The 14,378-nt window shown below is 72.9% G+C and carries 15 protein-coding genes; 12 read left to right on the forward strand and 3 right to left on the reverse strand.

Features of this window, described 5'->3' with window-relative positions; genetic code table 11:
* Positions 1-3: 3 nt before the first annotated feature.
* From pstC to pstB, 3 genes are all read left to right on the forward strand, one after another.
* Entirely contained in the window at positions 4-987 is a 984-nt protein-coding gene (gene pstC / locus ACF0H8_RS04480; RefSeq protein WP_395287786.1) for a phosphate ABC transporter permease subunit PstC, read from the forward strand.
* Positions 987-2,033, forward strand: coding sequence for a phosphate ABC transporter permease PstA (gene pstA, locus ACF0H8_RS04485; protein ID WP_395287787.1), 1,047 nt, complete (start codon positions 987-989; stop codon positions 2,031-2,033). Before pstC ends, pstA begins: the two co-directional genes overlap by 1 nt.
* A 78-nt stretch (positions 2,034-2,111) precedes the next feature.
* Positions 2,112-2,891: a phosphate ABC transporter ATP-binding protein PstB gene (gene pstB / locus ACF0H8_RS04490; protein WP_395287788.1), complete on the forward strand. Its 780-nt coding sequence runs from the start codon at positions 2,112-2,114 to the stop codon at positions 2,889-2,891.
* A gap of 451 nt (positions 2,892-3,342) precedes the next feature.
* On the opposite strand, the gene ACF0H8_RS04495 is transcribed toward pstB, so the two are convergent.
* On the reverse strand, positions 3,343-4,065 hold the full coding sequence (locus ACF0H8_RS04495) for a winged-helix domain-containing protein (protein ID WP_395287789.1): 723 nt from the start codon (positions 4,063-4,065) through the stop codon (positions 3,343-3,345).
* A gap of 229 nt (positions 4,066-4,294) precedes the next feature.
* Between ACF0H8_RS04495 and ACF0H8_RS04500 the strand changes: the two genes are divergently transcribed.
* Genes ACF0H8_RS04500 through ACF0H8_RS04515 form a run of 4 tightly spaced genes read left to right on the forward strand, consistent with a single transcriptional unit; the run spans position 4,295 to position 8,048 of the window.
* Positions 4,295-5,020, forward strand: coding sequence for a hypothetical protein (locus tag ACF0H8_RS04500; RefSeq protein WP_395287790.1), 726 nt, complete (start codon positions 4,295-4,297; stop codon positions 5,018-5,020).
* 43 nt (positions 5,021-5,063) lie between these two features.
* Positions 5,064-5,672 carry an FABP family protein gene (locus ACF0H8_RS04505; RefSeq protein WP_395287791.1) on the forward strand — a complete coding sequence of 203 codons (609 nt, stop codon included), beginning with the start codon at positions 5,064-5,066 and terminating at the stop codon, positions 5,670-5,672.
* A 1-nt stretch (position 5,673) separates the two neighbouring features.
* Entirely contained in the window at positions 5,674-6,819 is a 1,146-nt protein-coding gene (locus ACF0H8_RS04510; protein WP_395287792.1) for a YgfZ/GcvT domain-containing protein, read from the forward strand.
* Complete coding sequence (locus ACF0H8_RS04515) at positions 6,816-8,048, forward strand: aromatic acid exporter family protein (RefSeq protein WP_395287793.1); 1,233 nt, start codon at positions 6,816-6,818, stop codon at positions 8,046-8,048. Before ACF0H8_RS04510 ends, ACF0H8_RS04515 begins: the two co-directional genes overlap by 4 nt.
* Here ACF0H8_RS04515 and ACF0H8_RS04520 read toward each other — a convergent pair whose 3' ends face one another.
* Entirely contained in the window at positions 8,049-8,507 is a 459-nt protein-coding gene (locus tag ACF0H8_RS04520; protein ID WP_395287794.1) for a Rieske (2Fe-2S) protein, read from the reverse strand.
* Positions 8,508-8,599: 92 nt separating this feature from the next.
* Between ACF0H8_RS04520 and ACF0H8_RS04525 the strand changes: the two genes are divergently transcribed.
* The 4 genes from ACF0H8_RS04525 (at position 8,600) to ACF0H8_RS04540 (ending at position 12,722) form a co-directional block, all read left to right on the forward strand.
* Entirely contained in the window at positions 8,600-8,905 is a 306-nt protein-coding gene (locus ACF0H8_RS04525; protein ID WP_395290807.1) for a DUF2516 family protein, read from the forward strand.
* Positions 8,906-8,909: 4 nt separating this feature from the next.
* Positions 8,910-9,335, forward strand: a complete 426-nt coding sequence (gene dtd, locus ACF0H8_RS04530) for a D-aminoacyl-tRNA deacylase (protein ID WP_395287795.1) — start codon at positions 8,910-8,912, stop codon at positions 9,333-9,335.
* An 85-nt stretch (positions 9,336-9,420) separates the two neighbouring features.
* Positions 9,421-9,990 carry an O-acetyl-ADP-ribose deacetylase gene (locus ACF0H8_RS04535; RefSeq protein WP_395287796.1) on the forward strand — a complete coding sequence of 190 codons (570 nt, stop codon included), beginning with the start codon at positions 9,421-9,423 and terminating at the stop codon, positions 9,988-9,990.
* A 155-nt stretch (positions 9,991-10,145) separates the two neighbouring features.
* Positions 10,146-12,722: an ATP-dependent Clp protease ATP-binding subunit gene (locus ACF0H8_RS04540; RefSeq protein WP_395287797.1), complete on the forward strand. Its 2,577-nt coding sequence runs from the start codon at positions 10,146-10,148 to the stop codon at positions 12,720-12,722.
* Between the two features lie 379 nt (positions 12,723-13,101).
* Here ACF0H8_RS04540 and ACF0H8_RS04545 read toward each other — a convergent pair whose 3' ends face one another.
* Entirely contained in the window at positions 13,102-13,911 is an 810-nt protein-coding gene (locus ACF0H8_RS04545; RefSeq protein ID WP_395287798.1) for a glutamine amidotransferase, read from the reverse strand.
* Positions 13,912-14,034: 123 nt separating this feature from the next.
* Here ACF0H8_RS04545 and ACF0H8_RS04550 point away from each other — a divergent pair, with 123 nt between their 5' ends.
* Entirely contained in the window at positions 14,035-14,226 is a 192-nt protein-coding gene (locus ACF0H8_RS04550) for a CsbD family protein (protein ID WP_395287799.1), read from the forward strand.
* The last annotated feature ends 152 nt before the right edge of the window (positions 14,227-14,378 follow it).

The following is a 14,378-nucleotide window of genomic DNA, read 5'->3' on the forward strand; positions in this document are numbered from 1 at the left end:
TCCGTGGCAGTCGTCAACACGCCCGAGACCGAGACCGGGAGCGCGCCCGAGCTCCGGCTCAGCCGCCCGCCCGGGAAGGTGGGCAACTCGGTCTTCGCCGGCATCTCCACCGGCGCGGGCATCGCGATCGTCGTCATCCTCGGGGTCGTCGCCGGCTTCCTCCTGCTGCGCTCCTGGCCCGCGCTGACGGCCTCGCAGGCGGAGTACGCCGAGGTCGGCTTCCTGGGCGGGCAGAACCTGGGCCAGTACATCGCGCCGCTGATCTTCGGCACGCTGCTCTCCTCGGCCCTGGCGCTGCTGATGGCCGTGCCCGTGAGCATCGGCATCGCGCTGTTCATCTCCCACTACGCCCCCCGCCGCATGGCGCAGGGGCTGGGCTACCTGGTGGACCTGCTCGCCGCCATCCCGTCGGTCGTCTACGGCATGTGGGGCATGGCCTGGCTGGTGCCGCAGATGGAGCCGCTCTTCACCTGGCTGAGCGACACCCTCGGCTTCCTCCCGCTGTTCGCCGACTTCCAGGCCCCGGCCAAGAACACCATGTCCGCGTCCATCGTGCTGGCGGTGATGATCCTGCCGATCATCACGGCGACGATCCGTGAGGTGTTCCTGCAGACGCCACGCCTGCACGAGGAGGCCTCGCTCGCCCTGGGCGCCACCAGGTGGGAGATGGTCCGCATGGCCGTGTTCCCGTTCGGCCGCTCCGGCATCATCAGCGCCTCGATGCTCGGCCTGGGCCGCGCGCTCGGCGAGACCATGGCGGTGCTGATGATCCTGTCGCCCGGGTTCCAGATCAACTTCCGCCTGCTGCAGCCCGGCCAGCACCAGACCATCGCCGCGAACATCGCCAACCAGTTCCCGGAGGCCTCCGGGCTGGGTGCCGACGTCCTGATCGCCACGGGCCTCGCGCTGTTCGCGATCACCTTCGCGGTCAACCTGATCGCCCGGTGGATCATCTCCCGCCGCGCCGAGTTCTCTGGAGCGAACTGATGACCGCGACCACCTCGGACCTCGCCACCCGCGCCGGGAAGCTCCCGCGCTGGGCACCGTGGGCCATGCTCGCCGGCTCGGTGGCCGTCGCCTGGTTCCTCCTGGTGCTGCTCGCCCAGCCGACCCCGGTCTCCGTCGTCCTGCTCGGCGGCATCATCTTCGTGGTCGTCAACTGGGCCGCCTACCGCAGCGTCGAGGGCCAGCGCGTCGCCAAGGACCGGCTCGCCACCTCCATCGTCACCGGGGCGTTCATCATCGCCATGGTGCCGCTGGTCTCCCTGGTGTGGAGCGTGCTCGAGCGTGGTTCGCGGCTGTTCAGCTGGGAGTTCCTCACCACGGACATGACCGGCATCTTCGGCGACATGACCGAGGGCGGCGCGCTGCACGCCATCGTCGGCACGCTGTGGGTCACCGGTCTCGCCGCGCTGATCTCGATCCCGCTCGGCATCTTCACGGCGATCTACCTGGTCGAGTACGGTCGCGGGAAGCTCGCCCGCGCCATCACGATCCTGGTCGACGTGATGACCGGCATCCCCTCCATCGTCGCCGGCCTGTTCGCCTTCGCGCTCTTCGCGATCCTCCTCGGGCCCGCCTACCGCTCCGCCCTCATGGGCGCCGTCGCGCTGGCCGTGCTCATGACCCCGGTGGTCGTGCGCTCGGTGGAGGAGATGCTGCGGCTGGTGCCCAACGAGCTGCGCGAGGCGTCCTACGCCCTGGGCGTGCCGAAGTGGATGACGATCATCAAGGTGGTGCTGCGCACGGCCATCGCGGGCATCACCACCGGCGTCATGATCGCCATCGCCCGCGTCATCGGCGAGACGGCGCCGCTGCTGCTGACGGTCGGCATCATCGCGACCGTCAACAACGACCCGCTCGAGGGCCGGATGGCCACCCTGCCCGTGTTCGCCTACCGCCAGTTCTCCCAGGGGGGCGTCGGCATCGACCGCGCCTGGGCCACCGCCCTCACCCTGATCATCATCGTCATGCTGCTCAACCTCGGCGCCCGCCTCGTGAGCCGCTACTTCTCCCCGAAGGGCGAGCGGTGAGCCGGCCTCGCCACTCCCGCCCGCACCACCAGCCCCGCGTCCCCACCGACGCCGCCCTCCGCCCCGGAAGGACCACCCGTGTCTAAGCGCATCGACGTCAAGAACCTCAACGTGTACTACGGGGACTTCCTCGCGGTCGAGGACATCACCATGACCATCGAGCCGCGGTCGATCACGGCCCTCATCGGGCCGTCCGGCTGCGGGAAGTCCACGTTTCTGCGCACCCTGAACCGCATGCACGAGGTCATCCCCGGCGCGCGGGTCGAGGGGCACGCCATCATGGACGGCCAGGACCTGTACGGCGCGGAGGTCGACCCGGTGATGGTCCGCCGCCACGTCGGCATGGTGTTCCAGCGGCCCAACCCGTTCCCGACGATGTCCATCGCGGACAACGTGCTGGCCGGCGTGAAGCTGAACAACCGCAAGATGAAGAAGTCCGAGGCCGAGGACCTCGTGGAGAGCTCCCTGCGCGGTGCGAACCTGTGGAACGAGGTCAAGGACCGCCTCGGCCGGCCCGGCTCGTCCCTCTCCGGCGGTCAGCAGCAGCGCCTGTGCATCGCGCGGGCGATCGCGGTGAAGCCTGACGTCCTGCTCATGGACGAGCCGTGCTCGGCGCTGGACCCGATCTCCACCCTGGCGATCGAGGACCTCATGGCCGAGCTCAAGAACGAGTACACGATCGTCATCGTCACCCACAACATGCAGCAGGCGGCCCGCGTCTCCGACCGCACCGGCTTCTTCAACATCGCCGGCACCGGCAAGCCCGGCCACCTCATCGAGATGGACGACACCGAGAAGATGTTCTCCTCCCCGTCCAAGAAGGACACCGAGGACTACATCTCCGGCCGCTTCGGGTGATCCAGGGCGGCGTCACCCCGCCGCACGCACAGAGCCCGCCGGTCCCGCGCCGGCGGGTTCTGTGGTCCCCGTGCTGTTCTCGGCGAGCACGGCCGATCTCCTGGCTCCGCTCGCGACGGCCAGTGGCTGGGGCCTCGACCGGCGCGCGGGTGGTCGTGCCGTCGTCGAGCCGGCGCGCGGGTGGCCAGGCAGTGGCAAGGCTGACCGAACCAGGCCCGATTCGTGCCAGTCCTGTGGCCCTGCTCGCGCCGGTGGCATTCCCCACCCCCGCTCGACTCGCGCGTCATCCGGGCCGCTGACGTAGAGTGGTTCGCGACGTCGGGTCGCGAAAGCCCCGGGCTCCAACACAAGCCGCTACGAGCGGCCTTCGCGCCGACAGGCGCTCTCCGGCCCGGCGTCCTCAGCGAACGGGCGCACGCGCCCCGCGATCCCCACGACGACGTGGGTCCCGCTACTCCGCCACCGCCGGCTCACCCTCGGGGGCCTTGGTCACCACGTCGCGGCCGCGGGGGTCGAACCGGTAGCCCACGTTGCGGACCGTGCCGATCATCTGGTCGTACTCGGCGCCCAGCTTCGCGCGCAGCCGGCGGATGTGGACGTCAACGGTGCGCGTGCCGCCGTAGTAGTCGTACCCCCAGACCTCCTGCAGCAGCTGGGCCCGGGTGAGGACCCGGCCGGGATGCTGCACGAGGTGCTTGAGGAGCTCGAACTCCTTGTAGGTCAGGTCCAGGACGCGCCCGCGGATCCGCGCGGTGTAGGCCGAGGCGTCGATCACGAGGTCGCCCGCCTCGAGCTGCTCCGGCGTTTCATCCTCGGTGCCGATCTGGCTGCGTTCCGCCATCATCCGCAGCCTTGCCTCGATCTCCGCCGGGCCGGCGGTCTCGAGGATCACGTCGTGGGCGCCCCAGGTGCTGGAGACCGCCGTGAATCCGCCCTCGGCGAGGACGAGCAGCACAGGCGGACCCTGCATCGGGCCGCTGAGCACCCGGCACAGCGTCCGCGCGGAGACGAGGTCGCGGCGGGCGTCCAGAAGCACGGCGGCGACGTCCTGGTGCTCGACGATCGAAGACGGCGACAGGGCCGCCACGGTGACCTGGTGACCCAGCAGCGTGAGCGAGGGCAGGACGCGCGCCGCTCCGCCCGGTTCAGCGGTGAGCAGCAAGAGCTCCGCCACCATCCCCTCCTCTCCCGGGTTTGGAGGTCACTGTAATGGCCACCACAGGGTGCTCGTTCACGGCGACCATCCCGGAAGGGCGGCCCCCACCGCGGCGCCGAGTGCCCCGGTCGGCCCGTCCGCGAGCCATCTGCAAGAATCGGACCGTGCCTGCGTCCTCCCTCTCCGTGCGTCGGGCGGGACGGACGCCCGCCCGCCCCGCACGGCCGGACCGCGGGGGAGCGGCCCGATGATGGGGGCGTCGACGCGGGCCGCGGTCACGGCGCTGGGTGCCGCCGCGGTCGCCGTCGCCGGCTACTTCTCGCGCGACCTGCTCACCGCGCTCGTGCTGGTCCTTGCCGTCGTGTTCGCCGCCGGCTGGCCGCGGCTGCTCGACCTGCCGACCTTCGGCGGGCCGCGCGTCGTCATCGGTCTCGCCGCCGTCGCGGCGCTTGCGGCGGTGCGTGTGCTCTCCGTGGGCACCCTCGCCGTGGTCATGGGCATCGCCGTGGTCGCCGCCTTCGTGCACCAGATGCTCCGCCGCGACGGCCGCCCACGCCTGGTCGAGTCCGTCTCCGGCGTCGTCGCCGGCGCCGTGGTGGTCGTCTCCGCGGCCGGCTGGGTGGCCGCGGACACCGGACCGCTGGCGGCGTCACTGGTCGTCACCGGCGCGGCCGCCATCGCCGCCGCGGCCTCCGCCACCGCCGTGCCCGGGCGGCCCGAGCTCGTGGCGTCGCTCTCGACGGTCGCGGGCGGCGCGGCCGGGCTGGTCGCCGGCCTGCTGCTGGGCGTCGTCGGCGTCGTGCCCGGCGTCCTCGTGGGCCTGGCCGCCGGCATCCTCACCGCCGCGCTGCACGTCCTCTTCGGCCGCTTCCCCGCCTCCAGCCGCGTCCGCCCGGCGCTCTCCGCGGCCGTCCTGCCGCTGCTCGTCGCCGGCGTGCCGGTCTACCTGGTCTCCCGGCTCCTGGCGGTGTGACGCCTGCCGCCGGACGTCGCGCCCTTCAGGCTAGCCTGGGGACATGCCCTTCACCATCCCCGACGACCTGGCCCCGGAGTGCTACCCCATCGCGTGGCTGCTCGGGCGGTGGCGCGGCTTCGGGATGCTCGGCTACCCGGGCGTCGACGAGCAGACCTTCGTCCAGGAGATCGTCTTCGACCACGACGGCGGTCCCTACCTGCGCTCGACGAGCACCATCTGGCTGGCCGACCAGACCCGCTCCGGCGAGGTGCACCAGGAGATGACGGGGCGCGAGGGGGCCGCGGCGCTGGTGCCCGCCCAGCAGTGGTCCACCGAGACCTCCTACTGGCGGCCGGTCCCCGCCGCGCACCCGGCAGCCGGGAATGGGGCGCTCAGGCGCGGCGACGGCGCCGAGACGCAGCCGACCGAGCTCGAGGTGCTGGTATCCGACCCGGCCGGGCACCTGAGCGTCTACGTGGGCTCGGTCAGCGGGCCGCGGGTGAACCTGGCGACCGACGCCGTGGTGCGCACCGCCACCGCGGCGGAGGTCTCCGGCGCGCGCCGGATGTACGGACTGGTCAAGCACGACCTGCTGTGGGCGATGGACCTGGCGGCCTTCGGCCACGAGCTGCAGTCCTACGCCTCCGGCCGGCTCAGCCGGGAGGAGTGAGATGAGCGTGGTGGACGAGGCGGCGTACCGCAGCCCGCTGCTGGGGCGTCCCGGCGCCGTCGAGGGCCCCGGGCCGGACGCCGGCGTGCCGCTGCACCTCGGCGACCCCGTCCACGAGCAGCGCGCGCTCGCGCGCGGCGAGGCCGTCGTCGACCTGTCCCACCTCGGCGTGGTCACCGTCAGCGGCCCCGACCGCATCAGCTGGCTGAACACGCTCAGCTCGCAGCTGCTGCTGGGCCTCGAGGCCGGGGTGAGCACGGAGCTGCTGCTGCTGGACGTCAACGGGCACATCGAGCACGCCCCCGCGGTGCAGGACGACGGCACGCGCACCTGGCTGGTCACCGAGCGCGCCGACGCCGACCCGCTGGCGGAGTTCCTCGACAAGATGCGCTTCATGCTCCGCGTGGAGGTCGAGCGGCCGGACGACGTCGCCGTCCTCGGCACGGCGGCCGGCGGCTGGCAGCGACTCACCGGCGACCCCGCGCACCTGCTCACGTGGCACGACCCGTGGCCGCGGACCGCGCCCGGCTCGACGGCGTACGGCCCGAAGGACGCCGACCACCCGGGCATCGAGATCCGCCGCGCCCTGACCCTCGTGCGCCGTGACGCCCTGGGCGACGTCGTCGACCGCTTCTGCGCCCCCGACGCCGCCGGGCGCCCGGGCCGCCTCGCGGGCACCTGGGCGTGGGAGGCGCTGCGGGTGGAGGCCTGGCGCCCCCGGCTGGCGCGGGAGGTCGACGAGCGCGCCATCCCGCACGAGCTGGACTGGCTGCGCACCGGCGTCCACCTGTCCAAGGGCTGCTACCGCGGCCAGGAGACGATCGCCCGCGTGGTCAACCTCGGCCGGCCGCCCCGGCGGCTCGTGATGCTGCACCTGGACGGCTCCGAGCACCTCCTGCCCGACCCGGGCGCGGAGGTCCGGCTGGGGGAGAAGGCCGTCGGCCGGCTCACCTCGGTGGTGCGCCACGAGGAGCTCGGCCCCGTGGGCCTGGCGGTGGTCAAGCGGTCGGTGCCCGCCGACGCCACGCTCGACGTCGGCGGCGTGGCCGCGGCGCAGGAGGTCGTCGTCAACCCCGACGGCACGACCGACGCCCGCCCGGCCGAGCGGCCCGGCTCCGAGCTGCGGCGCCGCGACCTGCGCAGATGACGCAGCAGCCGGACCGGCCGGGCGGCGGGGAGCGCCGCGGGGCCACGCCGGCGGGTGCGTCCCGGGACGCCGCTCCACCCGGCCGGCGCGCCCGCGGGGCGCCCGCCGCCGCCCGGCTCATCGCTGCGGGGCTGGGCCACTCCATGGACCTGCGCCGCTGGCGCGTGCTGCTCACCGTCCGGGCGCGCGTCGGCGGGCGGCGCGTGCGCGACGCGTTCGTGCCCATCCTCACCGCCGCCGTCACCGCCGGGGTCGCCTTCTTCGTCTCCGGGCAGCTGCTCGGCCACGACGTCCCCGTCTTCGCCCCCATCGCCGCGTGGCTGGCGCTCGGGCACAGCCAGGACCGCCAGCTGCGTCGGGTCGCCGAGCTGGGCGCCGGCGTCACGGTGGGGGTGCTGCTGGGCGAGCTGTTCGTCCACCTGTTCGGGGTTGGGCCGGTGCAGATCGCCGTCGTGCTCCTGATCGCCGCCCTCACCGCCAAGTTCCTCGACCGCGGCGTGCTCCTGACCACGCAGGCCGGCGTGCAGAGCGTCTTCATCGTCGCCATGCCGGCCTCGCTCTCCACGGACGGGGCGATGGGCCGGTGGTCGGACGCCCTCGTCGGGGCGGCGCTGGCACTGCTGGTGACCGCGGTGCTGCCGGTGGACGTCGTCCGCCGCCCGCGCCGCCTGGCCCGCACCGCGCTGGCGGAGATCGCGTCGCTGCTGACCACGCTCGCCCGGGGCCTGCGCGAGGGCGACGCCCAGCTCGCCGCCGACGCCCTCGCCCAGGGCCGCGGCTCCCAGCCGATCCTGGACTCCTGGGCCTCCGCGACGCGCAGCGCGCGCGACCTCGTGCGGGTCAACCCCGGCCTGCGGTCCGAGCGGGGCACGGTCGCGGAGCTGACGCGCGCCTGCACGCTGGCGGACCGGGCCATGCGCAACGCGCGGGTGGTCAGCCGCCGGGCGGTGTTCGCCATCGAGGAGGAGGGGCCCGCGCCGGACGTCGCCGCGCACGTCGACACCCTCGCCACGGCCATGTCCTCGCTGGCGGGCGCGGTGGGGCGCGGCGACCCACCCGACCACGCGCGGCAGACCCTCGTCGGGGTCGCCAGCGAGCTGCGCCCGGACCGGTACGAGGGCTGGCGGCTCCAGACGCTCGTGTCCCTGCTGCGATCGCTCGCCGTGGACGCGCTGCAGATCTCCGGGATGAGCCAGGCCCAGGCGCTCGACCAGCTCGCCGAGGACTGATCAGCCGCGCACCACGTCCTGTCCCGCCACGAGCACGGGCACGGGAGGAAGCGGCTCGGTCGCCGGCCCGTTCAGCACCTCGCCGGTCGCCGCGGTGAAGCGGGAGCCGTGGCACGGGCAGGCGAGCTGGTCGCCGTCCACCGCCACCAGGCAGCCCTGGTGCGTGCACACGGCGCTGAACGCCAGCACCGTGCCCGCCTCCGGCTGGACAACGACGACGGCGGGATCGCCCTCGACCACCACGCCCGAGCCCACCGGAACGTCGGCGAGGCCGACGAGCGGCTGCCCCGTCCCGGACTCGATGGTCCCGCCCGCGGGCCCTCCCGCCGAGCCGGCCCCTGAGCCCCCGCCCGGTGCGACGTCGTCGGCACCGCAGGCGGCGAGCAGGGGAGCGGCCACCGCGCCGGCGAGCAGGACCTGCCGGCGGGACGGCGTGAGCGGGGCGTGCGCGACGTCCATCGCCCCATGCTGCCCGACGACGCGTGCCCGCGGCGAGTGCTTCCGCCGTTCGCGCTGCCGGCATGGGCGGATACGCTCTGCTGGTGCTCTACATGCTGCAGCAGTACGTCATGCTGGCGCTGGCCCTCGTGCTCTTCGGCATCGAGGTGTGGGCGCTCGTGGACGCCGCCCGCCGCCCGGCCGCGGCCTTCGTGGCGGCCGGGAAGCGCACCAAGAACTTCTGGCTCGTGCTGACCGGCGTCGCCGCGGCCGTCGGGTTCGTCGGGATCGGTGGCTCGGTCGGCTTCCTGCAGTTCATCGCCGTCGTGCCCGCGGGCGTCTACCTCGCCGACGTGCGCCCCGCCGTCTCCGGCTACGGCCGCGGCCAGCGGCGCCCTCCGCGCGGCGGCGGCTGGTGAGGCAGTGAGGGCGGTGCTGCAGCGGGTCACCCGTGCCGCGGTCCGCGTCGACGGCGAGGTGGTGGGCGAGATCGGGCGACCCGGCCTGGTCGCCCTCGTGGGCGTCACGCACGACGACGGGCCCGACCAGGTGGCCCGGCTCAGCCGGAAGATCGCCGAGCTGCGGATCCTGCGCGACGAGCGCTCCGTGCTGGACGCCGACGCCCCGGTGCTCGTCGTCTCCCAGTTCACCCTGTACGCCGACGTCCGCAAGGGCCGGCGCCCCACCTGGAACAAGGCCGCCCCCGGCCCGGTGGCCGAGCCGCTGGTCGAGGCCGTCGTCGAGGACCTGCGCGGCCGCGGCGTGGAGGTCGCGCAGGGACGGTTCGGGGCCGACATGGCCGTCGAGCTCGTCAACGACGGCCCGGTCACCGTGCTCGTCGAGGTCTGACCCGGTCGTCCACCGTCACGCGCCGCCGCGCCGGCGGTCCACCGCGGTGTCGCCCGTCCACGCCGACGCGCGGGAGGATGCGGGCATGAGGATCGAGGCCGTCCAGGGCGACATCACCCGCGAGGAGGTCGACGCGATCGTCAACGCGGCGAACTCCTCCCTGATGGGCGGGGGCGGGGTGGACGGCGCCATCCACCGCGCCGCGGGGCCCGAGCTCCTCGAGGAGTGCATGGAGCTGCGGCGCACCGAGCTGCCGGACGGCCTGCCGGTGGGCCGGGCCGTGCCCACCGCGGGGTACCGGCTGCCCGCCCGGTGGGTGATCCACACGGTGGGGCCCAACGCGCACCGGGGCGAGACCGACCCCGCGCTGCTGGCCTCGTGCTTCACCAGCTCGCTGACCGTCGCGGCGGACATCGGCGCCCGCACCGTCGCCTTCCCCGCCGTCAGCGCCGGCGTGTACGGCTGGGACGCCGACGACGTCGCGCGGATCGCCGTCGACGCGGTGCGCGGCTTCGCCGCCCGGCAGGACGCCGCGTCGGGGCGGGACGTGTGCGGCCTGGACGTCACCGACGTCGGCACCACCACCGTGGAGGAGGTGCGGTTCGTGCTGTTCGACGAGCGGCTGCTGCACGCCTTCTCCGCCGCCCTCGGCTGAGTACGGTCGGGCATCTTCCGCACCCCGGGCGCCCCTATCACGCCGGTGGCGAACACGGGCAGTACGGCCGCCCCCGCGCCGTTAGCCTTGACGAACGCTGCCCAGACCGGTCGCCGCCGGGCACTGGCCGAGGCAGCCGCCCGTGAGGAGTGCACATGTTTGAGAGATTCACCGACCGTGCCCGTCGTGTGGTGGTCCTCGCCCAGGAAGAGGCGCGGATGCTCAACCACAACTACATCGGCACCGAGCACATCCTCCTCGGCCTGATCCACGAGGGTGAGGGGGTTGCCGCGAAGGCGCTCGAGGCGCTGGACATCTCGCTCGAGGCCGTGCGCGCCCAGGTGACGGAGATCATCGGCGAGGGCCAGCAGTCGCCCTCGGGTCACATCCCCTTCACGCCGCGCGCCAAGAAGGTCCTCGAGCTGTCCCTGCGCGAGGCGCTGCAGCTCGGCCACAACTACATCGGCACCGAGCACATCCTGCTCGGCCTGATCCGTGAGGGCGAGGGCGTCGCCGCCCAGGTGCTCACGAAGCTCGGGGCGGACCTCAACCGCGTGCGCCAGCAGGTCATCCAGCTGCTCTCGGGCTACCAGGGCAAGGAGCCCGTCGCCGCCGGCGGCCCGCAGGAGGGCCAGCCCTCCGGCTCCGCGGTGCTCGACCAGTTCGGCCGCAACCTGACCCAGGCCGCCCGCGAGGGCAAGCTGGACCCGGTCATCGGCCGCACCCAGGAGATCGAGCGGGTCATGCAGGTGCTGTCCCGCCGGACCAAGAACAACCCCGTCCTCATCGGCGAGCCCGGCGTCGGCAAGACTGCCGTCGTCGAGGGCCTGGCGCAGGACATCGTGCGCGGCGACGTGCCCGAGACCCTGAAGGACAAGCAGCTCTACACGCTCGACCTGGGCTCGCTCGTGGCCGGGTCGCGCTACCGCGGTGACTTCGAGGAGCGCCTCAAGAAGGTGCTCAAGGAGATCCGCACCCGCGGCGACATCATCCTGTTCATCGACGAGATCCACACCCTCGTCGGGGCGGGCGCCGCCGAGGGCGCGATCGACGCGGCGAGCATCCTCAAGCCGATGCTCGCCCGCGGCGAGCTGCAGACCATCGGCGCGACCACGCTCGACGAGTACCGCAAGCACATCGAGAAGGACGCCGCCCTCGAGCGCCGCTTCCAGCCCATCCAGGTGGCCGAGCCGACCCTCGCGCACACCATCGAGATCCTCAAGGGCCTGCGCGACCGCTACGAGGCGCACCACCGCGTGTCCATCACCGACGAGGCGCTCGTGGCCGCCGCCACCCTGGCGGACCGCTACGTCTCCGACCGGTTCCTGCCGGACAAGGCCATCGACCTGATCGACGAGGCCGGCGCCCGCCTGCGGATCCGCCGCATGACGGCGCCGCCGGAGCTGCGCGAGCTCGACGAGCAGATCTCGAACGTGCGCCGCGAGAAGGAGTCGGCGATCGACGACCAGGACTTCGAGCGCGCCGCGCGCCTGCGCGACGACGAGAAGCGCCTCGGCGAGCGCCGCGCGCACCGCGAGAAGTCGTGGAAGAACGGCGACCTGGACGCCGTCGCCGAGGTGGACGAGGAGCTCATCGCCGAGGTGCTGGCGATGTCCACCGGCATCCCCGTGTTCAAGCTGACCGAGGAGGAGTCCTCCAAGCTGCTGCACATGGAGGACGAGCTGCACAAGCGCATCATCGGCCAGGACGCCGCCATCAAGGCGCTGTCCCAGTCGATCCGGCGCACGCGTGCGGGCCTGAAGGACCCGAAGCGGCCCGGCGGCTCGTTCATCTTCGCCGGCCCCACCGGCGTCGGGAAGACCGAGCTGGCCAAGGCGCTGGCGGAGTTCCTCTTCGGCGACGAGGACGCCCTCATCCAGCTCGACATGTCGGAGTTCTCCGAGAAGCACACCGTCTCGCGGCTCTTCGGCTCCCCGCCCGGGTACGTCGGCTACGAGGAGGGTGGTCAGCTCACCGAGAAGGTGCGCCGTCGCCCGTTCTCCGTGGTCCTGTTCGACGAGGTGGAGAAGGCCCACGCGGACATCTTCAACTCGCTGCTCCAGATCCTCGAGGACGGCCGCCTCACCGACTCCCAGGGGCGTGTGGTCGACTTCAAGAACACCGTCATCATCATGACGACGAACCTGGGCACCCGGGACATCGCCAAGGGCCTGCTCACCGGCTTCCAGGCGCAGGGCGAGCTGTCCAACAGCTACGAGCGGATGAAGACGAAGGTCAACGAGGAGCTCAAGCAGCACTTCCGCCCCGAGTTCCTCAACCGCGTGGACGACGTCATCGTCTTCCCGCAGCTGTCGGAGGACGAGATCGTCCAGATCGTCGACCTGATGATCGCCCGCCTGGACAAGCGCCTGCGGGACCAGGACATGACGATCGAGCTCACGCCGTCCGCCAAGGAGCTGCTGGCGGAGCGCGGGTACGACCCCGTCCTCGGCGCCCGGCCGCTGCGCCGCGCGATCCAGCGGGAGATCGAGGACGTGCTGTCCGAGAAGATCCTGTTCGGCGAGCTCAAGCACGGCCAGAAGATCATGGTCGACGCGCAGGGCGAGGGCCTGCTCGGCGAGTTCATCTTCAAGGGCGTGCCCGCCGGCGAGATCGCCAAGCCGGAGCCCGTGGCCGTCGGCCACGGCAGCACGGTCGAGCAGCGGGACATGCCGACGGCGCCCGAGGGCGGCGGCGCCGGCGGGGGCGGTCAGCTCCAGCCCGAGGGCTGACCCAGCAGCACTCCGCACACGGGAGAGGGGCCCGGCGACCACGGTCGCCGGGCCCCTCGCTGCTTGCCGGGCGCACCGCCGTGTCCACCGTTCTGCCTGCCGTGCCCGCTGTCTGCCGTGCTCGTTGTCTGCCGTGCTCGCTGGCTGCCGTGCCCGTTGTCTGCCGTGCCCGCTGGCTGCCATGTCCGCTGGCTGCCATGTCCGCGCTTGGCGGGCGGTCCGGCCGGTGGCGCGTCCCCCGCGCGTCGCGAGGTAGCACGTTCGGGACGAGGTAGAGCCCTGCGACCGTCTGCGAGGTTCTACCTCGGTGCGCGTGTTCTACCTCGGCGGGCGTGTCCTGCCGCGGCGGGCGTGAGCGGGCGCCCGACGGGCGCATGCGTCAGCCGGCGTAGCGCTCGACGAAGGTGCGCAGCAGGCGGTGCGAGTGGCGCACGTCGGCGCGTGAGACGCGGACGATCACCTGGTCCACATCCGCCGCGGGGAAGTACCCCGCGTGCCGGTAGACGTCGATCCGGGTCATCATCGCCTCCCGGTCCATCTCCGGGTGGAACTGGGTGACGTACTGGTTGGCGCCGAGCCGGTACATCTGCACCGGGCAGGCCGCCGACGAGGCGAGCAGGACGGCGCCGGGCGGCAGCACCCGGCACGCCTCCCTGTGACCGACGTAGGCATGGAAGCGCTCCGGCACCCCGGCCAGCAGCGCGTCGTCCCGGCCCTCGGCGGTCAGCCGCACCTCGACGGCGGCCGTCTCCTCCGCGTAGGTCCCGTCGACGACGCCCCCCGCCAGCCTGGTCAGGGTGCCGACGCCGTAGCACAGGCCGAGGAACGGGAAGTCCCTGGCCCGAACGTCTGTCAACAGCCCGCCGAGCTCGGTCTCCACCCGCAGCTGCTCGTCGCTCTTGTACTCGGTGGGGATCGAGGCGGTGTACGGGCTGCCGCCCAGGAACAGGCCGGAGTAGTCGTCGAGGTCCAGCGGGGTGAAGCGGCCCGACTCCATGCGGATGCGGGCGAGCTGGTCCGGGCGCAGGCCGGTGAAGCGCAGGAAGCTGGCGTACTCCTCGTCCGCGGCCACGTCCTCGCTGCGCGAGGCGAGCAGGGCGAAGGGCTTCATGGCAGCAGTGAACACCCGCATGGCGTCGCCCGTGGGCAGGTCCAGGATCGAGCACGGCAGGCCTCGTGAGGTCCGCATGCTGGGACGGGACGGCCCCGGCAGCTGCCGTCTGCTGCGCGGCGCCGGGGTGCGGCCAGGAGGTTGGGGACCTACCGTTGAACTGCCATCCCGCATGGTGATCGTCGAGGGAAGGAGCCCACGATGGGTCTGGGAGACAAGATGGGCCACGCCGCCGAAGAGGCGAAGGGCAAGATCAAGGAAGCCACCGGCAAGGCGACCGGCAACGAGGACATGGAAGCCCAGGGTCAGGCCGAGCAGACCAAGGCCGGCCTCAAGAAGGCCGGGGAGCAGGTCAAGGACGCCGGGCGAGACGCCAAGGACGCCTTCAAGTGAGCTGACCACCAGGCCCCCGCGAGCTCGCGGGGGCCTGTGCATGCCGGGACGGCCTTGGCCTTGGCCGCCGGGCACCACCATGAAAGGTCGCCGGGTGGCCGACCGGTTCCCACGCCGGACTGCCGGCGGGAATATTCATCCTCGCCCGGCCG

Origin of the sequence: Georgenia sp. AZ-5 (assembly GCF_043952095.1) — a bacterium.
Lineage (GTDB): Bacteria > Actinomycetota > Actinomycetes > Actinomycetales > Actinomycetaceae > Georgenia.